A 19,838-nucleotide genomic window follows, 5' to 3' on the forward strand; every position below is an offset into this window, starting at 1 on the left:
CCGCCGGTCCCCCACCTCGTGGATCGTTCCGTGAACAAACTGCGCCTTTATTTGCCTGCCCTGCTATTGCTGTCGCTGGTCGCCTGCAAGCCGCCGACGCCGCCCGATCAGCCGCCATCGCAGCCTGCCGCCGCGTCGGAACCGGCAGCGCCGGCCTCCAGCGCCGAGCTGGAAGCGGTGCGCGCCGCCGTCGTCGCCAACATGCCGGAGCTGTTGCCCGAACACGTGCGTGCCACGCCGATGCCCGGCCTGTACGAGATCCAGATCGGCATGAACTTCGGCTACGTGACCGCTGACGGCCGCTATCTGATCGCCGGCGACATGACCGACCTGCAGACGCGCAAGGAACTGACCGAAGACCGTCGCCGCCAGGCGCGGATCGCGCTCGTCGAGAAGCTCGATCAGAGCGGCTACATCGAGTTTGCGCCCGAGGCCCAGCCCGCCAAGTACACGGTCACCGTGTTCACCGACGTCGACTGTGGCTACTGCCGGATGCTGCATCGCCAGATCGCCGAGTACAACGCGCGCGGCATCGCCGTGCGTTATTTGTTCTTCCCGCGGACCGGCGCCGACACGCCGTCGTTCTACAAGGCCGAAGAAGTCTGGTGCTCGGCCGACCGCAAGGCCGCGCTGACCCAAGCCAAGTCGGGCGCCGATCTGAAGGGCGACAAGTCCTGCGACAACCCGGTGATGGCGCAGCTGCAGGCGGCCGCCGAGCTGGGTTTGCGCGGCACGCCGTCGATCCTGCTGCCCAACGGCGAACTGGTGCCCGGCTATCGTCCGCCCGACGATCTGCTGGCGGTGCTGCAGAAGGCGGCCGGCGAAACCCCAGCCAGTTGATCGGCATGCCCAAGCCGGTCGCGCATCCGGGCGCCGGAGCGGTGCTGCGGCGCGCGCTGTTGCTGATGCTGGCGTGGACCGCGCCAGCGGCCGCTGGCGATCCAGCGGCGCCGGTCGACACCGTGCTCGAACAGATGCGCGATCACCTCGCCAGCCGGCTGCCCGAAGTCCGGCGCGAGGACATCGTCCGCTCTGCATCGCCGGGCCTGTTCGAAGTGCGGGCCGAACACACGATCGGCTACGTGACCGCCGACGGCCGATTTCTGCTGTCGGGCAGCCTGGTCGACATCGACACCGGCGAGCGGATCACCGAGCGTCGCCTTAACGAGGACCGCTTGCAGACGATCGCGCCGCTGCTGTCCGGCGCTATCGAATTTGCTCCGGCAGCGCCGACGCAGTGGATTACGGTGTTCACCGACATCGACTGCCAGTACTGCCGCCTGCTGCATCAGGAAGTGCCGCGGTTGAACGAGCAGGGTGTCGGCGTGCGGTATCTGTTTTTTTCGCGCTTCGGCGAAGGGTCCAAGCCGTATGAGCGCGCTCGCGTGGTCTGGTGTCAGAAGGATCGTCGTGGTGCGCTCGATGCTGGTTTGCGCGCCGGCGTCGTCAGCAGTCGCAAAGTCGCGTGCGATGACGACCCGGTGCGGCAGCAGTATCAGGTCGCCAGTGACCTGAGCCTGCGCGGTACGCCGGTCAGCATCTTTCCCGACGGCAGCGTGTATTACGGCTATGCCAAGGCCGAGGCGCTGATCCAAGAGCTGACGCAGCGCCAAGCAGCGGCGGCGCAGCTGGATACCGTCAAAACCGATGCCCACCCAAACTGACGGGCCGTTCATGCGACAGATGATCGTCGCCGGGTCGGCTCCCGACGTCCCCGCCGCTGCCGCATTGCACAAAAAAATTAGCGGCCCCGCTTGAATCTCGGCCAATCGCCCCCTTGTAATGGCTTGAGCTGAACAAACAGAAGCGATCTCACCGATGAAGCTGCCCGTGTGCTTGAGCGGCGCGTGCCACGACGCGCCTCTACCGATTCGCGGCCGTCTGTCGATGACGGCGGTCGTTCGCAGTGGAGGCCTGGGCTGATGGGCGCGCCGTTGGATGTCGCGTCACAACGACAACGTCTGTCGCGGCTGTTCAGTTCGATCATCAGCCCCGACCGCCGCTTCTACTGGCTGGCCTTCGTCTACGGCTTGGCCACTGCAGTCTTGGCGCTCGCGGTGCCGTTCTCGGTACAGGTATTGATCAGCACGGTGTCGAATACCGCGCTGCTGAGGCCGGTCGTCGTGCTGGCCATCGTGCTTTTTTCGCTGCTGCTGATGTATGGCCTGCTGTACGCGGTGCAATCGCATCTGATGGACCGCTTCGAGCGCCGCTTCTTTGCGCGGCTGTCGCAGACCGCGGTGCTGCGCAGCTTGCATGCGCGCGTGATCGAGACGCCCGGGCTCAACCGCGAAGAGCTGGCCAACCGCTTCTTCGAAGTCGTCACCGTGCAGCGCAACGTGCCCAAGCTGGTTCTGGACGGCACCTCGGTGCTGCTGCAGTCGCTGGTCGGCATCGTCGTCGTGGCGGCCTACAACCCGGTGTTCATCGTGTTCAGCGCGGTTTTGCTGCTGATCGCCTGGATGATCTGGCGCGGCTGGGTCGACGACGCGGTCACCACCAAGCTGGCCGCGTCGCGCGCCAAGTTCAAGACCGCGCGCTGGATTGCCGAACTCGGCCGCGTCCATGGATCGTTCCAGTCAGAGCGCACGATCCGCTACGCCGCGCAGCAGACCGAGAATCTGATCGCTGCCTATGTTGGAGAGCATCGCGGCCACTTCCGCTTCAAGCTGTCGCAGTTGTGCGGCTACTACGGACTGTACGCGCTGGCCAGCGCCGGACTGCTGGGCGTCGGCGGCTGGTTGGTGATCCGCAACCAGCTGACGCTCGGCCAGCTGGTCGCCGCGGAACTGATCTTTGCTGCGGTGTTCACGTCGCTGACGCGCTTGCCGTCGCTGCTCGACCAGTACTACGAGCTGTGCGCTGCCGTCGACAAACTCGGCGAGCTGCTCGAAGCGCCGCAGGAATCGAAGATTCAGGGCGAGCCCTTGCCGGCTGGCCCGCTGGGCTTGCACTTCGACCGTGTCGACACGCAGTGGGCCGGCATCGGCTACCAGCTCGATTACGCACTGGCGGCCGGTGCCAAGATCTGGGTGCAGGACGACGACGATGATCTGCGCGCTGCTGTTCTGGCGCTGGTCCAGCGTCGTCACGTCGCCGACAGCGGCTGCCTTCGCATCGGCTCTGCGCACGTCGACGAGCTCGACGTGCATCAACTGCGCGACGCGGTGATCGTCGTCGATGATGCCGAGCCGCTGGAGCAGAGCATTGCCGACAATCTGAGCTTGGGCGATGAGTCGATCACGCGCTCGCAAATGCGCGACCAGCTGCAGGCGCTCGGCCTGGGGCATGTGCTGGAGCGTCTGCCCGAAGGGCTGGACACGCGGCTGGCCCGCACCGGCTACCCGCTGTCGCCCGAGGATGCGATCCGGCTGAAGATCGCCATCGCCTTGCTGGCTCGCCCGCGCGTGCTGATCGTCACCCCGGTGCTCGATCGCCTGTCGCAGCGCCAGCGGCAGGCCGTGATTGACGCCGTGCTGGCCCAGCCGTCACTCACTTTCGTGCTGTTTACGCATCGCGACGACGTACAAGGACTGCAGGGGCCTGAGACGCTGGGTCATCCGCTGGATCGCCGCGACGGAGACGCCGCATGAACGTCAAACACGAATTCGACGCCCGCTACGAGGCCCCGTTTCGATCGATTCAGGCACTGCGTCCGCCGCGACTGACGCGTGCGATCGGCGCGCTGATCCTCGCGATGCTCGGTTTGTTGGCGCTGATGCTGACGCTGACGCCGTGGATACAGACTGCGCCCGGCAGCGGCCAGCTGATCGCACTCAATCCGGTCGATCGCGTGCAGTCGGTGACCGCGCTGACCGGCGGCCGAATCAAGGCCTGGCACGTCCGCGACGGCAGCATCGTCCGCCAGGGCGATCCGCTGGTGGAGATCGCCGACAACGACCCGCAGTACATCCAGCGTCTGCAAGCCGAACTCGACGCCGTGCGCAGCCGCGTCGATGCGTCGCGCATCGCCACCGAAACCGCGCTGATCGACGTCGAGCGCAAGGAGCGGCTGTTCAAGAAGGGCCTGGCCGCTCGCCGCGACGTCGAAGCAGCGCGGATCAAGTACAAAGAACTGCGCGGTTACCAGGCCAGTGCAGCCGCCGATCTGGCCAAGGCCGAGACGGCTGTGTCGCGTCAGGCAACGCAGCTGATCACGGCGCCGCGCGACGGCATGATTCTGCGCACGGCCAATGCCGATACCTCGACCTACATCAAGGAAGGCGATGTGCTGGTGACGTTCGCGCCGCAGTCGGTATCGCGCGCGGTCGAAATCTACGTCAGCGGCCTCGACGCCGTGCTGGTGCGGCCGGGCCGGCAAGTGCGGCTGATGTTCGAAGGCTGGCCGGCGGTGCAGTTCAGCGGCTGGCCGTCGGTCGCGGTCGGCACGTTTGCTGGCGTGGTTCAGTACGTCGACCCCGCCGTATCGATCAATGGCCGCTACCGCATCGTCGTTGTCGAGCCGCCTGGCGAGCCGTGGCCCGGCGACCATTACCTGCGCTTGGGCGGCAAGGTGCGCGGCTGGGTGCTGCTCAACGAGGTGCGCTTGGGCTATGAGATCTGGCGACAGCTGAACTACTTCCCGCCGGAGCCGACGGTTGCCGCCGACCCGCGCGGGGGTTCGGGTGAGGCGTCGTCGAAATGAGGCTGAGCCGCTACGCCGCTGCATGGCGCGCTTGGGGCGCCAGCGCGCTGTTGGCGGTTGGCGCCGCGGTCGCTGCCGAAGCGCCACCGGGCGAGGCCTCGGCAGTGCCGCCGCTGACGCTGGAAGCGCTGCTCGACGGCACCCGCGACTCATTCCCGCAGATTCTGTCGGCGCTGCAGAAAGCACAGGCCCAGGCCGGCAAACTGCTGGCCAGCGAAGGTGCGTTCGACGCGCGGCTGGAGCAGTCGACCAAGAACCGGCTCAGCGGCTACTACGACGGCCGCTATCTCGATTCCAAAGTGGTCAAGCCGCTGCCGGAGTTGGGTACGCGGCTGTACGGCGGCTACCGCATCGCCGACGGTCTGTTCCCGGTTTATGAGGATGAGTTCGCGACGCTCAGCGGTGGCGAGGTCAAGGTCGGCGCGATCTTTTCGCTGTGGCGCGACCGCGATATCGACGAGCGTCGTGGTGGTCTTTACGACAGCCGTCTGGCCCTGCAGCAGGCCGAACGCGAAGCGACGCTGACGCGGGTGCGGGTCCAGCACCAAGCCGCGCGCGCCTATGTCGACTGGCTTGCCGCCGGCGATGCACTGTCGGTTTACCGTGATCTGCTGGCGCTGGCCGAAACGCGCCAGAGCGGCCTGCAGACGCGCGTGTCCGAAGGCGATCTGGCGTCGGTCTATCTGAACGAAAACCTGCAGTACATTCTGAAGCGTCGCGGCAAAGTGGCCGAAGGGGAGCGCAAGCTCGCCGAGTCGGCCAACAAGCTGTCCCTGTTCCTGCGCACCGACCGTGGCCTTCCGCGCCAGCCGCAGCCGGATGAGCGCCCCGCGCAGTGGCCCGATCTGGGCAGCGTCGATCCCGACTCGATCGAGCCGACGATCAATGCCGCGCTGGCGGTGCGCCCCGAAGTCGGCTTGATCGCCACCGACATCGAACGTGAGCGCAACCGCTTGGCGCTGGGCCAGAACGCGCTCAAGCCGCGCGTGGATCTGAACCTGGAAGCCGCGCGCGACTTCGGCGCCGGCAGCCGCACGCGCGACGGCACCGATGCCATCGTCAAACTCGATGTGACGATCCCGATCGAGCAGCGCAGCGCACGCGGGCGCATTGCAGAGTCGGAAGCCAACCTCAACCGGCTGACGCTCGACCAGCAGCTGCTCAACGAGCGTATCGCCATCGAGATCCGCAACATCGCTAACGAGCTGTTGGCTGCGCGCCGCTTCGTCGATCTGGCTGCCCAGGAAGTCGAGCAGGCCGACCTGCTGGCCGCCGCGGAGCGTGACAAGTTCGAGGACGGCGCCAGCGACTTCTTCGTCGTCAACCTGCGCGAAGAAGCAGCCGCTGATGCCCGCGTCCGCCAGATTGAAGCTCGCCTCGGCTACCTGGCCGCATTGACCGACTATTACGCGGCGACGGTACGCGTCGACCGCTTCCGTCTCGGCGCCTTGTAGCCCGCCGCGGCCGACGGCCAACAAAAAAGCCGGCGAGCGAAGCTCGTCGGCTTTTTTGTTTACAACGATCCACCGAATTGGTGGGCCCGGAGAGATTCGAACTCCCGACCACCTGGTTCGTAGCCAGGTACTCTATCCAGCTGAGCTACGGGCCCGCATGAAACTGCAGGTACTACAACCACCACAAGAAGCTCTCACTTCTTGTCGCCAATGCTAACTGGCGGAGAGTGAGGGATTCGAACCCTCGATAAGGCTATAAACCCTATACGCCCTTAGCAGGGGCGCGCCTTCGTCCACTCGGCCAACTCTCCGAATGCCGAGGGGCTATGTGTCTGCCGCCGGCGAGGGCGCGCATTGTATCCATCCAGCCCCGCTGCGACAAGCGATTTTGCAGCACTATTTTGCGAGGCCCTGATGACGCCGACTTTAGAGTCGGCTGTCAGGTTCGGGCCGCAAAAAACGGCGTTCAGCCGTTGACGACCGAGGGGAGCTCTTCGTTTTCGCGACGGATGCGCTCGAAGATTTCTTCGCGGTGCACCGGGGTGTCTTTGGGCGCCTTGATGCCGACCCGCACCTGGTTGCCTTTGACGCCGAGAACCGTAACGGCCACGTCATCACCAATCATCACTGTTTCGCCGACCCGCCTGGTCAAAATCAACATGTTGCTCTCCTGCATTCAGTGTTCAGTCTCGCCCGGCGGGATCGGCGTCGCTAGTCCTCGCAATGCATGATTGCCAGGACCGGCGATTTGGTATAGGCGCTAGCTCTTCGCCTGATCCAGCTCGAACGCCCGGTGCAACGTCCGTACCGCCAGTTCCAAGTATTTATCTTCGATAACGACCGAGATCTTGATTTCTGAAGTCGAGATCATTCGGATGTTGATGCCCTCCGCCGCCAGCGCCTTGAACATCTTGCTGGCGATGCCGGCATGGCTACGCATGCCCACACCGACCAGCGAGACCTTGACGATGTCGGTCGCCGTGCGCACGCCCTTGGCGCCCAACTCCACCGCCAGCGCCTTGACCACATCGCTGGCTCGGTCGTAATCGTTCTTGTGTACGGTGAAGGTGAAGTCGGTGGATGCATCGGCGCCGACGTTTTGCACAATCATGTCGACTTCGATGTTGGCGTCGCCGACCGGGCCCAGGATGGCGGCGGCAATGCCGGGCCGGTCCGGTACGCCGGCGATGGTCAGCTGGGCCTCGTCGCGATTGAACGCGATGCCGGAAATCAGTGCGTCTTCCACGTTCCCTCCGAGGGAATCTTCATCAAGCGTGATCAGGGTGCCCGGGCCGTCGACGAAGGTCGACACCACCCGCAGCGGTACTTTGTATTTGCCGGCGAACTCGACCGAGCGGATCTGCAGCACCTTCGACCCGAGGCTGGCCATCTCCAGCATTTCTTCGAACGTGATCCGGTCCAGGCGACGTGCCTTGGGCTCGACGCGGGGGTCGGTGGTGTAGACCCCGTCGACGTCGGTGTAGATCTGGCATTCGTCGGCTTTCAATGCCGCTGCCAGCGCCACACCGGTCGTGTCCGAGCCGCCGCGGCCCAGCGTCGTGATCGCGCCGGTGTCGTCGATGCCCTGGAAGCCGGCGACCACCGGCACGATGCCGGCGTCGAGGTCGGCCAGCAGGCGCTCGCTGTCGATGGCCTGGATCCGGGCCTTCATATGCGCGCTGTCGGTTCGCAGCGCGACCTGCCAGCCGGTGTAGCTCTTGCTCGGCACGCCGACCTTGTTCAGCGCCAGCGCCAGCAAGCCGATCGTGACCTGCTCGCCGGTCGAGGCGATCTGGTCGAACTCGCGCTCGCTGCCGCGCGGGTCGATCGATTTGGCGAGTTTCAGAAGGCGGTCGGTTTCGCCCGACATCGCCGACACGACGACGACGACGCGGTGGCCCTTGGCGCGCCAGCTGGCGACCTTGCTGGCGACATGCTCGATACGCTCGACCGAGCCCATCGAGGTGCCGCCATACTTCTGGACAATCAATGCCATGACGTTGTTGCTACCTGCTAGGAGTGGGTTCGCAGCCCTCGGCAGGCTGCGCTGGATAGTGCCCGGTGCCGTGTCAGCCGCCGAGCTTGGAGGTGACCCAGGCTTCGACGCTGGCCAGGGCCGTGTCGAGGTGCTCGGGTTGGGTGCCGCCGGCCTGGGCCATGTCGGGCCGGCCGCCACCCTTGCCGCCGACCTGCTGCGCCACCAGGTTGACCAGCTCGCCGGCCTTGACCTTGGCGGTCAGGTCGGCGGTCACGCCGGCGATCAGGCTGACCTTGCCGGCGCTGGCGGCGCCGAGCACGACGATGCCCGAGCCGAGCTTGTTCTTCAGCTGATCGAGCAGCGTGCGTAGGTCGTTGCCCTCGACGCCGTCGAGGCGTGACACCAGCAAACGAGTACCGGCGACGTCACGCGCCTGCGCGGCGAGGTCCGAGCCCGCGGCCGAGGCCAGCTTGCCCTTCAGCGCGCCCAGTTCCTTTTCGAGCTGCCGGCTGCGGTCGAGCAACTGCTCGATCTTGTCGGCCAGATCGTCGCGACCCGCCCGGACCAGATCGGCAGCCTGCTTGTAGCGGGCTTCCAGCGTGCCGACGTAGGCCAGCGCGTTTTCGCCGGTGATCGCTTCGACGCGGCGCACGCCGGCGGCAACGCCGGATTCGCTGACGATCTTGAACAAGCCAATGTCGCCGGTGCGCGTCACATGCGTGCCGCCGCACAGTTCGGTGGAGTAGTCGCCCATCGCCAGCACGCGAACTTCGTCGCCGTACTTTTCGCCGAACAGCGCCATCGCGCCGGCTTCGATCGCCGCGTCGTAGTGCATCAGCGTGGCGCCGACGGGCACGTTGGCCAGCACCGCGCGGTTGACCCGCTGTTCGATCTGCTTGATCTCGTCGGCGCTGAGCGCCGCGCCATGGCTGAAGTCGAAGCGCGTGCGGGTTTCGTCGACCAGCGATCCCTTCTGCGCGACATGCGTGCCGAGCACTTCGCGCAGCGCGCGATGCAGCAAGTGCGTGGCGGAGTGGTTGCGCTGTGTGGCGGCGCGCAGCGCCTCGTCGACCGCGGCGCTGACGATCTGGCCGCTGGTCAGCGTGCCCGATTCCAGCCGCCCGCGATGGCCGAAGCCGCCGGAACCGACCTTGATGGTGTCCATCACCGTGAACCGGGCATCGCCGGCGCTGAGCTCGCCGCGGTCGCCGACCTGGCCACCGCCTTCGGCATAGAACGGCGTGTGATCGAGCACGATCACCGCCTCGCTGCCGGCCGGCAGCGTGTCGACTTTCTGGCCGCCGACGTAGATCGCCGTGATCCGCGACTGCTCATGCGTCAGCGCGTCGTAGCCGTGGAAGGTGCTGGCCTCACCCTCGTGCTTGAGTTCGTCGGCGCCGCCGAACTTGCTGGCGGCGCGTGCACGAGCGCGCTGCGCTTCCATTTCGCGCTCGTAGCCGGCGTCGTCGAGCGTCAGCTGACGCTCGCGGGCGATGTCGGCGGTCAAGTCGAACGGGAAGCCATAGGTGTCGTACAGCTTGAACACGACATCGCCGGGAATCACCGTCTGGCCGCTGAGCTTGCCGATGGCGTCATCGAGCAGCTTCATGCCCTTGTCGAGTGTGATCGCGAAGCTCTCTTCTTCGGTCTTGATCGTCTTCTCGATCAGCGCCTGCTGCGTACGCAGCTCGCCATAGGCCTCGCCCATGACCTGAGCCAGCGGCGCAACCAGCTTGTAGAAGAACGGCTCGTTCAAGCCCAGCTTGTAGCCGTGGCGGATCGCGCGACGCATGATCCGGCGCAGCACGTATCCGCGGCCTTCATTCGACGGCATCACGCCGTCGCAGATCAGGAAGCTGGTCGCGCGGATGTGGTCGGCGATCACCTTCAGCGAGGCCGACGAATCCGGCGCGACCTTTGCCAGTGCGGCAACGGCATCGATCAGTGTCTTGAAGATGTCGATGTCGTAGTTGTTGTGTACGCCTTGCATCACGGCGCTGATCCGCTCCAGCCCCATGCCGGTATCGACGCTCGGCGCGGGCAGCGGCGTCATTTCGCCGCTCTTGCTGCGGTCGAACTGCATGAACACCACATTCCAGATTTCGATCCAGCGGTCGCCGTCTTCTTCGGGCGAGCCGGGCATGCCGCCCCAGATGCCCTTGGAGCCGTCCGGGTCGTGGTCGTAGAAGATTTCCGTGCAAGGGCCGCAGGGGCCGGTGTCGCCCATGCTCCAGAAGTTGTCGGATGCGTAGCGGGCGCCCTTGTTGTCGCCGATGCGGACGATGCGCTCAGCCGGCACGCCGATCGTCTTGTTCCAGATCTCGTAGGCCTCGTCGTCTTCCTGGTAGACGGTCACGCACAGGCGCTTCGGGTCGATGCCCAGCCAGTCGCGGCCGGTGATGAACTCCCAGGCGAACTGGATCGCGTCGCGCTTGAAGTAGTCGCCGAACGAGAAGTTGCCCAGCATCTCGAAGAACGTGTGGTGGCGCGCCGTGTAGCCGACGTTTTCGAGGTCGTTGTGCTTGCCGCCGGCGCGGACGCAGCGCTGCGAGCTGGCGGCACGGGTGTAGGGCCGCTTGTCGCGGCCGGTGAACACGTCCTTGAACTGCACCATGCCGGCGTTGGTGAACAGCAGGGTAGGGTCGTTGCCCGGCACCAGCGGTGACGAGGGCACTACGGTATGGGCTTGTTGCGCGAAGTAGGCGAGAAACTTTGCGCGCAGTTCGTTGCTGTTCACGGTGACCCGAGCCCCAGAGAAAAGGGCCGCATGATAGGTCAAAAACCCGAGGCCGGGCTAGGTTTTAGCCGCGGTGCGCTGGGTGACGTCAGTCGTCTTCGGGGTCGTGCTGCAGTACTCGGGCAATCGTGCCGCCGTCGAAGCCGCGTCCCATCAGATAGCGGTACTGCTTCTGGCGCTCGGCCATGCTGGTGGCCGGTTCGCGAAAGTGGCGTTGCCACACACGCCGCGCGACGGCGTCCCAGTCTTCACCGGCAGCGTCGAGTGTCGCCCGGATCACGTCCGCGTCGATGCCGGCCATCCGCATCTCGGCTTCGATCCGCAGCGGGCCGTGGCCTTGGCCGATGCGCGAGCGCACCAGCATCTCGGCGTATCGGTCGTCGCTCTGCCAGCCTTGCTCGGCGAGTCCGTCGACGACTTGGTCGGCGTCGTCGGACTCCAGGCCCCGAGCACGCAGCTTGGACTTTAGCTCGCGAGCCGAATGCTCGCGTCGCCCCAGCAGCCGCAGCGCGGTGTCGCGCGCCTGCGGCGTTTCCAGCGGGGGCTTATTCCGCTGCCGCACGGCCGCGCGGCGGCAGCAGCTTGGTGCGAAGCGCGGTCTCGATCTCCATCGCGACATCTTCGTGCTCGCGCAAGTAGGTGCGGGCGTTGTCCTTGCCCTGGCCGATCTTTTCGCCCTTGTAGGCGTACCAGGCGCCGGACTTTTCGACCATCTTGTGTTCCACGCCCAAGTCGATCAGCTCACTTTCGCGCGAGATGCCTTCGCCGTACAGAATTTCGAACACGACCTGCTTGAACGGCGGCGCCAGCTTGTTCTTGACGACCTTGACCTTGGTTTCGTTGCCGATGACCTCGTCGCCCTTCTTGATCGAGCCGATGCGGCGGATGTCCAGGCGCATCGACGCGTAGAACTTCAGCGCGTTGCCGCCCGTCGTCGTTTCCGGGCTCTGGCCCGGCATCATCACGCCGATCTTCATGCGCAGCTGGTTGATGAAGATCACCGTGCACTTGGAGCGGCTGATGTTGCCGGTGAGCTTGCGCATCGCCTGCGACATCATGCGCGCCTGCACGCCGACCGATGCATCGCCCATTTCACCTTCGATTTCGCTCTTCGGCACCAGCGCGGCCACCGAGTCGACGACGACGATGTCGACCGCGTTGCTGCGCACCAGCATGTCGACGATTTCCAGCGCTTGCTCGCCGGTGTCGGGCTGGGAGATCAGCAGGTCGGGGATGTTGACGCCGAGCTTTTCGGCGTAGGACACGTCGAGCGCATGCTCGGCGTCGATGAAGGCCGCCACGCCGCCGACCTTCTGGGCCTGGGCGACGATGTGCAGCGTCAGCGTCGTCTTGCCCGACGATTCCGGGCCGTAGATTTCGACGACGCGGCCGCGCGGCACGCCGCCAATGCCCAGCGCCGCGTCGAGCGTGATCGAACCCGTGGAGATCGCTTCGACTTCGGTGCGGTCGTTGGCGCCCATGCGCATGACCGTGCCCTTGCCGAACTGCTTGTCGATCTGGCTTAGCGCGGCTTCAAGGGCTTTCTTGCGGTTTTCGTCCATTGGCTCTCTCGTGACTCTCTCGTAGGCAGGCCATGACGGCCGCCGGGCTTGCGGGTGTGAATCGGGGTGGGCGCCGCGGCGGATGCAGGCTTGCGCGGGTAGCCGGAACGGCTTGGATTGTCCCATAGATCGCGGGGCCGGGCGTGATCGGTGTCGCCCCGGCCACCGCGTTCGAGGCCCGGCGACAGACTCAGCCGGCAGCCCGGTCGATCCGTTGCAGCAGTCCGGTCAGTGCATGCAGCGCGGCCGCCTCCCGGACCGCTTGGCGGTCTCCGTCGAAGTGCCGGCACTCGGTTTCGGCCGCCAACCCGCGACCGGCCCAGCCGAACCAGACGGTGCCAACCGGCTTGTCGGGGCTGCCGCCGCTGGGTCCGGCGATGCCGCTGACCGACAGCGTCCAGTCGACTGGCGCACGCTGCAGCAGGCCCGAGGCCATCGCTGCCACACAGGCGGCGCTGACCGCGCCGTGCTCGCGGAACACGTCGTCCGGCACCCCGAGCAGCTCGGACTTGGCGGTGTTGGTGTAGGTCACCACGCCGCGTTCGAACCACGCCGAGCTGCCGGGGCGGTCGGTCAGCCACGCGGCGATCAGTCCGCCGGTGCAGGATTCGGCGCAGGCCAGTTGCTGCCGGCGGCGGGTCAGGGCGTCGGCCAGCGACGCGACGATCGAATGGGAAGTCATCAAGAGCAGCTGCTGCGTTCGGGGTAAGACACCCTATAGGGAAATTGACCTACTAGGCGGAAGTGGCTCGGGTTTTGCACCCCGGTAGCCCCATTACGACACGCTAGTCGCCAGTGGCGTCTCCCTTGATTCAAGAGGAAGATCAGACCCTTCGGCACCAGCGTCCATCTCCAACATTGAACCAGAGAGGTCGAGGCCCATGGCGACACGCCTAACGCTTCATGGCCACCGCAGTGCGTTTTCGATGTCCGCCGAGCGCGTCCGCCCGGCTGCACCACGGCGGCGCACGACTGCCCGTCAACGTATCGCTGGCGATCAGCCGGCCGAGCTGCTGACACCCGACGTTCTGACCGATGCGGTCGGGTCGGAGGGCGCAACCCAAGCACTGGCCGGAATTCTGCACACCGCCACGGATCTGCTCGGCGCGGCGCGCGGATTCTTGCTGATCTGCAATGACAGTGGCGTGATGGAGATTGCCTGCATCCGCGCGATGCGCCCGGTCGAGGCCATGGATCTGGTGCTGACGCAGGCGTCGCTGGTGGTCCGCACCGTGCTGCGCGAACGCCAGCCAGTGGCCGCCGACGAGCTGGGCCGCGCGTTCCAGCTTGAAGCCAATGCCGTCGACTCGCGTCGCGCGGCGCTGTTCTGCATGCCGCTGGACTTGGGCAGTCGCCGTTCGGGCTTGCTGTGCGCGCTGCGCGGAACGGACGCATCGATGATCGGCGCGCTCGACCTGGAGATCCTGCATGGCCTGTGCGACCAAGCCTCTCTGGTGATCGGCGCCAGTTCGGCCTGCACTGCGCTGGCGCAACTCGAGGCCTGCTTGCGATCGGGCACCAGCTTGCCGCGCATCGCCATCTAGATCGCGGTCAGGGAATGGATAACCCGGTTCCGCCGCATCAACAATCGGCCGGTACACCCGAACAGCGGCTCGATGCCGCCTCCGAGGACTACCGCGAGGCCGTACTGCGCCAGGTCCGGGCCCTAACCGAGGACAACCAGCGGCTTTTTCAGGCGGCGCTGCGCAGTGAAAAGCGCTTCCGGATGCTGGCCAAAGCGGTCTGGAAGATTCAGGAAGACGAGCGCCGCCGTCTCGCCCGCGAACTGCACGACGGCATCGGCCAGACGCTGACCGCGCTGGCCAACCACCTTCAGCGCATTGCCGATGACGCGCACGCGCACGAAAACGTCGGCTTGGCCAGCCGGCTGGGCGATGCGCTCGACATCACCCGCAGCGCGCTGCACGACACCCGCGAGTTGTCGCGGCTGTTGCGTCCGACGCTGCTCGATGATCTGGGCCTGGAAGTCGCGCTGCAGTGGCTGACGCGCACGCTCGCCGAGCGCTGCGCGATCGCGATCGAATGCAGTTCCACGGTTGGTGAGCAGCGATTGACGCCGGATCTGGAAACCCTGGTGTTCCGAATCACGCAGGAGGCGCTGACCAACGTGATCCGGCACAGCGGTGCCAGCGAGGCTCAGGTGCGCCTGACGCGGATCGGCAATCTGCTGCGCTTGCAGGTCAGCGATGATGGCCGCGGCTTCGACCCCGGCGAGCTGAACAATCCCGACAAACTCGGCGACAGCGTCGGCGTGCGCGGCATGCGCGACCGCGCCGAGCTGTTCGGTGGCCGGCTCGAACTGAAATCGGCGCCCGGTGAAGGGACGCGCGTTACGCTGGTAGTGCCGGTTGAAGCCGGCGATGACATTTCGGCGGCGCCTGGCGCTGCAACCAAGCCCGGAGGGCTCTGATGGCGATTCGTTTGCTGGTGGCCGATGATCACACCATCGTGCGCCAGGGTCTGGTGTCGATGCTCGAAGAAACCGGCGAGTGCGAAGTGGTCGCACAAGCCGCTGACGGCAACGAGGCCGTCGAACTGGCCATGCGCACGCAGCCCGACGTCGTCGTCACCGACCTGTCGATGCCGCGGCTGTCGGGCTTGGAAGTGGTCAAGCGGGTCCGCGAGAAGCTGCCCCACACCAAGGCCTTGGTGCTGACCGTGCACGAGGAGGAGGAGTACATCCTGCCGATCATCCGCGCTGGCGCTTCGGGCTTCTTGAACAAGGACACCTCGGTGGCCGACTTGATGACGGCGATCAAGACGATCCATTCCGGGCAGGCGTACTTCGGCCCGCGCGCCGCCAAGGCGCTGGCCGACCAGCATCAACGCCCGCGCGAAGTCGGTCTGGACCCGTACGACACCCTGACGGCGCGCGAGCGCGAGACATTCCAGTTGGTGGTGGAGGGCAAGACCACCAAGGAAATCGCGCAGATCCTCGATATCGGCGTCAAGACTGCCGAGAACCATCGCGCTCGCATGATGGAAAAGCTCGGCCTGCGCAACACGGCGGAAGTCGTCCGCTACGCAGCGCGCAAGGGCTTGCTGTCGTAAGCTTTCACGTCGCTCCATTCCACTGATAGTCCGCCGATGAACCCGTTCGAAATGGTTGCGATCATCGTGATCGCCGCACTGATCGCCGGCGTGTTGCGCAGCCGCTACAAGACGGCTGCTCCGATCAGCACACTGGCCGAGTTGCAGTCGCTGGCTCACGCGCAGCAGCAGCGCATCGCGCAGCTTGAAGCGCGCATCCAGGCGCTCGAAGCGGTGGTCGGCGACACCCAATACGAGCTTCGCCGGCAGTTCAAAGACCTGTAAGCCGCTCGGGCGACGGCCTCGATGAATCTGGTCCTCGGCTGCGTGCTGGCGTATATCGCCGCGCAACTGCTGTTCGTGTTCTGGTTTGCGCGCCGCGTCCGCAGCGAGAGCGACTACTTGCTGGCGGGCCGCAGCCTCGGGCCGTGGCTGGGGACCTTCAGCGTGTTCGCCACCTGGTACGGCGCCGAGACCTGCATCGGTGCCGCCGGCGAAGCCTATGCGGCCGGCGTCTCCGGCGTGCTGGCCGATCCGTTCGGCTATGCGATCGGCATCGTGCTGTTCGGTGTGCTGTTTGCCGCCACGCTGTGGAAGCGTGGCTTGATGACGCTGGCCGACCTGTTCCGCCAGCGTTACGGGCGCGGCGTCGAGCGTCTGGCTGCCCTGGTGATGATCCCGTCGTCGGTGATGTGGGCGGCGGCGCAGATCCGTGCTTTCGGCCAAGTGCTGGCCTCGGCCAGTGACATCGGACTGCTGGTGGCGATCACGCTCGCGGCCGCCGTGGTGATCGCCTATACCGCGATCGGCGGCATGTGGGCCGACGCGGTCACCGATCTGGTCCAGGGGCTGGTGCTGATCGCCGGCGTCGTGGCTTTGTTCGTCGTGTTCCTGAGCATCGGCGGCGCCCAGGTGCTGGTCTCGCTACCGCCCGAGCGCCTCGACCCCGCTCACGACCGCGGCCTGCTCGACATTCTCGACACGCTGGCGATCCCGGTGTTCTCGACGATCGCCGCACAAGAACTGGTGTCGCGCGTGCTGTCGATGCGCGGTGCACGGCTGGCGACGCGTGCCACCGTCGCGGCGGGATCGCTGTATCTGTTGCTGGGCTTGCTGCCAATGGCGATCGGCTTGGGCGCCGCTGCGTTTATCGGTGCCGGGCGCGACCCGGAGCAATCCCTGTCGCTGTTTGCGCAGCAGCAACTGCCGCTGCCGCTGTACATCTTGTTCCTCGGCGCCTTGGTGTCGGCCATTCTGTCGACCTTGTCCGGCGCGCTGCTGGTGGCCGGCTCGCTGCTGGCGCACAACGTCATCGCGCCGCTGTTTCCGGGCTGGAGCGATGCGCGCCGCCTGCGTAGCGACCGGATCGCGGTCGTGCTGTTCGGCGTCGTCGCGTACGGGATCGCGCTCGGAAGCGACAGCGTCTACGAGTTGGTGCAGCAGTCCTCGGCCACCGGTACGGCCGGCATCCTGGTGCTGATGGTGGTCGCGCTGTGGCTTCCGCGCTGGGGTGGCGCCGCCAGCGCGTACGCGGCGCTGGTCGTCGGCACGGTCGGCTATGTCGTCGGCGCGTACTGGATCGATCTGTCGTCGCCGTACTTGCTGGCGTTGGCAGCAGCGTTCGTGGCGTACGCGCTGGCCGTGCCGCTGGCGCGGCCGATGGCGATCAGTACTTGATATTGCAGCCGTAGGGTGAGGTCAGCGGTTCGCTGACCGGCTTGCCGGCACGCGCCTCGTCCAGCGCGACCTTCAGGTAATTCTTCGACGAGGCGATGTCGGTCGGGTCGCTGCTGGGCGTGCTGTCGATCGCGCCGGCGTAGACCAGCTTGCCCTCCGGGTCGATCAGGAACATGTGGGGTGTGGTCTTGGCTTCATACAGGCGCCCCGCGGTGCCGGATTCGTCGAGCAACACGGCGCTCGGCGCGGCTTTGCGCTTTTCGGTCAGTCGCTGCGCTTCGGCGGCATCGACATGGCCCTGCTTGCCGGGCGCCGACGAGATCACCGTCAGCCAGACCACGCCGTCGGCGGTCGCCTGCTGCTGCAGCGACTGCATGTTGCCGCTGCCGTAGTGCTTGCGCACGAAAGGGCAGTCGGCGTTGGACCATTCGAGCACCACGAAGCGGCCGCGATAGTCCGACAGCGCATGCGCATTGCCGTCGGCGCCGGCGACGCGGAAGTCGGGCGCCGGCTCGCCGATCTTGGCGGCGGCATAGGCTTGGTTGACCAGCAGGCTCGCCACGAGGGCCGCACTGCTGCCGATGAGGTGGATGGCGCGCATCGTCGAAGCTCCGTTGGTGGTCGTCAGCGGCCGCCGACCGCGTCGACGACCAGATCCGGAGTAAGGACCTGCGGTAGCACGCGAGGCTCCTCGCCGTTGACCGACACCAGATACAGCGGCACGCCGCTGCGCTGGTAGCGCGCCAAGGTCGCGGTGATCGCCGGGTCGGCGCGCGTCCAGTCGGCGACCATCGACACCACTTGGTGCTGCGCGAACGCATCGATCACTTTCTGCGAGCGCAATGCGACGCGTTCGTTGACCTTGCAGGTCAGGCACCAGTCGGCCGTGAAGTCGACGAACACGGTGCGCTTCTGCGCGATCAGCTCGGCCAGTCTCGCGTCGGAATAGACCTCGCTGCCGACTGGCGCTGCGCTGACCGGACCCCCGGCAGCCGGCGCGCGCAGCAGCGGGTGGAACAGCACCGCCACTGCGCCGGCCAGCGCCGCCAACACCAGCAGCTTGCCGAACCACCGCGGCCCGCGCCCGAGTAGCCACAACGCGAACGCCAGCAGCACGCTACCGACCAGCGCCAGCCCCATGCCGTTGCGATCGGTCAGCCCGCCGAGCACCCACAGCAGCCAGACCGCCGTCAGGTACAACGGAAACGCCAGCACCTGCTTCAGTGTTTCCATCCACAGGCCGGGCTTGGGCAGCACGGCGGCCAAGCGCGGCACGAAGCCGATCAGCAGAAACGGCGATGCCAAGCCCAGTGCCAGCGCCAGAAACACCGTCAATGACACGATTGCCGGCTGGGTCAGCGCGTAGCCCAGCGCGGTGCCCATGAACGGCGCCGTGCAGGGGCTGGCGACGACCACCGCGAGCACGCCGGTGAAAAACGAGCCCGACAGGCCCGGCCGTGACGCCAGACTTTGGCCGGCGCCCATCCAGCTCATGCCGAAGTGCACGACGCCCGATAGCGACAGCCCCAGCGCCAGCATCACGTAGACCAGCAGGCCGACGAACAGCGGTGATTGCAGCTGAAAGCCCCAGCCCAGTGCCGCGCCGCCGGCGCGCAGGCCGATCAGCACCGCCGCCGCGCCGACGAAGCTCAGCGCCACGCCAGCGGTATAGGCCAGCGCATGACGGCGATGCTCGGCGGCGGCCTGGTCCTGCACCTTCATCACCGACAGCGCCTTCAGCGACAGCACCGGGAACACGCAGGGCATCAGGTTCAGGATCAAGCCGCCGCCGAAGGCCAGCAGCAGCACCAGCCAGAAGCCGGGTGCGGCTTCGGACGGCGCCGTGGTGCCCAGCGGTGTCGCGGCCACCGCCGCCACCTCGCCGGGGTTGGCCTGGATTTCATAGGCGCGCGCATCGCCGTCGTCGCCAACCACCAGCACGCCGTCGACGCGCTCCGGCGCTTGCACGAAGTAACTCGACAGCGGGCGCGCCAGTCGCAGCTCGCGGCCGTCGAAGGCCTGCCGACGGCTGCCGGCATGCGCCAACACGTCGCCGGCATAAGGGAAGAACCGGACCGTGTCGCTGCTGCCCGGCAGTGGGCCCGCGGCGAGCCGGAACTCGGTCGCATCCGTCTGGAAGCGCGCCGGGAACGGCGCCGGCACCGGCAGCGCGGCGCGTGCAGCGGCGAATGCCGCCGCGTTGGCGGCATCGGCTTGGGCCGGCTCGCGCGAAAACGGCAGGTCCAGCGTCAGCTCGGCCTTGCCGGGGATGCAGATGTCGGCGCAAACCAGCCACGACGCCTTGGCCTGCAGCGGCGCTTGCGGCGCCGCGTCGGACAGCGTCAGCTGCAACGGCAGCAGCGTGTCGTGGCCGTAGCCGTAGTTGGTCAGCTCACCCAGGCTGTGTTCTTCGGGAAACGGCCACTGCAGATCGCCGGCCTGTGCACCCTCGGGCAGGCCGGTCCAGCTGAGCTGGGTCGGCAGGCCGCTATCGCCCGGATTGCGCCAGTACACGTGCCAGCCATCCTCCGGCTTGATCCGCAGCGCCAACGTCTGGGCTCCCGGCACCAGCGTCGTGTTTTCTGCCAGCAGTTCCACTTCCACATGCTCGGCTTGGACGACGGCCGCCGAACTGGCGGGCGAGACCAGGCCGAGCAGCATGCCGAACCACAGGGCGGGGGCGAATCGGGGCAGGCTCATCATCAGGCTCCGGGCGCGCAGACACCGGCGGGCT

18 protein-coding genes and 2 tRNA genes are annotated in these 19,838 nt (G+C 66.5%); 10 read left to right on the plus strand and 10 right to left on the minus strand.

Annotated elements, in window-relative coordinates; translation table 11 throughout:
• The first annotated feature begins 30 nt into the window (after positions 1-30).
• The 5 genes from BUB09_RS14600 (at position 31) to BUB09_RS14620 (ending at position 6,099) form a co-directional block, all read left to right on the plus strand.
• Complete coding sequence (locus BUB09_RS14600; protein WP_175550215.1) at positions 31-840, plus strand: DsbC family protein; 810 nt, start codon at positions 31-33, stop codon at positions 838-840.
• A 5-nt stretch (positions 841-845) separates the two neighbouring features.
• Complete coding sequence (locus BUB09_RS14605) at positions 846-1,664, plus strand: DsbC family protein (RefSeq protein ID WP_072898699.1); 819 nt, start codon at positions 846-848, stop codon at positions 1,662-1,664.
• 258 nt (positions 1,665-1,922) lie between these two features.
• The gene (locus BUB09_RS14610) at positions 1,923-3,593 is read left to right on the plus strand and encodes an ATP-binding cassette domain-containing protein (protein WP_072898701.1); all 1,671 of its coding nucleotides are present in this window, start codon (positions 1,923-1,925) and stop codon (positions 3,591-3,593) included.
• Positions 3,590-4,645, plus strand: a complete 1,056-nt coding sequence (locus tag BUB09_RS14615) for an efflux RND transporter periplasmic adaptor subunit (RefSeq protein WP_072898703.1) — start codon at positions 3,590-3,592, stop codon at positions 4,643-4,645. Before BUB09_RS14610 ends, BUB09_RS14615 begins: the two co-directional genes overlap by 4 nt.
• Complete coding sequence (locus BUB09_RS14620; RefSeq protein ID WP_084083473.1) at positions 4,642-6,099, plus strand: TolC family protein; 1,458 nt, start codon at positions 4,642-4,644, stop codon at positions 6,097-6,099. The genes BUB09_RS14615 and BUB09_RS14620 overlap by 4 nt, the downstream gene beginning before the upstream one ends.
• Positions 6,100-6,177: 78 nt before the next feature.
• Here BUB09_RS14620 and BUB09_RS14625 read toward each other — a convergent pair.
• From BUB09_RS14625 to BUB09_RS14660, 8 genes are all read right to left on the minus strand, one after another.
• Positions 6,178-6,254: transfer RNA gene (locus tag BUB09_RS14625), tRNA-Arg, on the minus strand.
• Between the two features lie 63 nt (positions 6,255-6,317).
• Positions 6,318-6,410 (minus strand) — tRNA-Ser (locus BUB09_RS14630).
• A gap of 155 nt (positions 6,411-6,565) precedes the next feature.
• Entirely contained in the window at positions 6,566-6,760 is a 195-nt protein-coding gene (csrA, locus tag BUB09_RS14635) for a carbon storage regulator CsrA (protein WP_072898933.1), read from the minus strand.
• A 99-nt stretch (positions 6,761-6,859) separates the two neighbouring features.
• Positions 6,860-8,095 (minus strand): aspartate kinase, encoded by a 1,236-nt coding sequence (locus BUB09_RS14640; protein WP_072898715.1) that lies wholly within the window; start codon positions 8,093-8,095, stop codon positions 6,860-6,862.
• Positions 8,096-8,168: 73 nt separating this feature from the next.
• On the minus strand, positions 8,169-10,814 hold the full coding sequence (gene alaS, locus BUB09_RS14645; RefSeq protein WP_072898717.1) for an alanine--tRNA ligase: 2,646 nt from the start codon (positions 10,812-10,814) through the stop codon (positions 8,169-8,171).
• 88 nt (positions 10,815-10,902) lie between these two features.
• On the minus strand, positions 10,903-11,376 hold the full coding sequence (locus tag BUB09_RS14650) for a regulatory protein RecX (RefSeq protein ID WP_245793298.1): 474 nt from the start codon (positions 11,374-11,376) through the stop codon (positions 10,903-10,905).
• The gene (gene recA, locus BUB09_RS14655) at positions 11,360-12,376 is read right to left on the minus strand and encodes a recombinase RecA (RefSeq protein ID WP_072898721.1); all 1,017 of its coding nucleotides are present in this window, start codon (positions 12,374-12,376) and stop codon (positions 11,360-11,362) included. The genes BUB09_RS14650 and recA overlap by 17 nt, the downstream gene beginning before the upstream one ends.
• 190 nt (positions 12,377-12,566) lie before the next feature.
• Positions 12,567-13,058, minus strand: coding sequence for a CinA family protein (locus BUB09_RS14660; RefSeq protein WP_072898724.1), 492 nt, complete (start codon positions 13,056-13,058; stop codon positions 12,567-12,569).
• A gap of 199 nt (positions 13,059-13,257) precedes the next feature.
• Between BUB09_RS14660 and BUB09_RS14665 the strand changes: the two genes are divergently transcribed.
• From BUB09_RS14665 to BUB09_RS14685, 5 genes are read left to right on the plus strand one after another with little or no spacing between them, the layout of a single operon-like run.
• A complete protein-coding gene (locus tag BUB09_RS14665) occupies positions 13,258-13,920 on the plus strand; it encodes a GAF domain-containing protein (protein ID WP_072898726.1) in 663 nt (220 codons plus the stop codon).
• Between the two features lie 14 nt (positions 13,921-13,934).
• On the plus strand, positions 13,935-14,807 hold the full coding sequence (locus BUB09_RS14670; RefSeq protein ID WP_072898728.1) for a sensor histidine kinase: 873 nt from the start codon (positions 13,935-13,937) through the stop codon (positions 14,805-14,807).
• Positions 14,807-15,448 (plus strand): response regulator transcription factor, encoded by a 642-nt coding sequence (locus BUB09_RS14675; protein WP_072898730.1) that lies wholly within the window; start codon positions 14,807-14,809, stop codon positions 15,446-15,448. Before BUB09_RS14670 ends, BUB09_RS14675 begins: the two co-directional genes overlap by 1 nt.
• 36 nt (positions 15,449-15,484) lie before the next feature.
• Entirely contained in the window at positions 15,485-15,712 is a 228-nt protein-coding gene (locus tag BUB09_RS14680) for a hypothetical protein (RefSeq protein WP_072898732.1), read from the plus strand.
• A gap of 21 nt (positions 15,713-15,733) precedes the next feature.
• Entirely contained in the window at positions 15,734-17,104 is a 1,371-nt protein-coding gene (locus tag BUB09_RS14685) for a sodium:solute symporter family transporter (RefSeq protein WP_072898734.1), read from the plus strand.
• On the opposite strand, the gene BUB09_RS14690 is transcribed toward BUB09_RS14685, so the two are convergent.
• Positions 17,094-17,705 (minus strand): thioredoxin family protein, encoded by a 612-nt coding sequence (locus BUB09_RS14690; protein ID WP_072898736.1) that lies wholly within the window; start codon positions 17,703-17,705, stop codon positions 17,094-17,096. The genes BUB09_RS14685 and BUB09_RS14690 overlap by 11 nt on opposite strands.
• Before the next feature lie 23 nt (positions 17,706-17,728).
• A complete protein-coding gene (locus BUB09_RS14695; protein WP_245793299.1) occupies positions 17,729-19,804 on the minus strand; it encodes a protein-disulfide reductase DsbD family protein in 2,076 nt (691 codons plus the stop codon).
• Positions 19,805-19,838 lie beyond the last annotated feature (34 nt).

Source organism: Hydrocarboniphaga daqingensis (genome assembly GCF_900129825.1).
Classification (GTDB): domain Bacteria; phylum Pseudomonadota; class Gammaproteobacteria; order Nevskiales; family Nevskiaceae; genus Hydrocarboniphaga; species Hydrocarboniphaga daqingensis.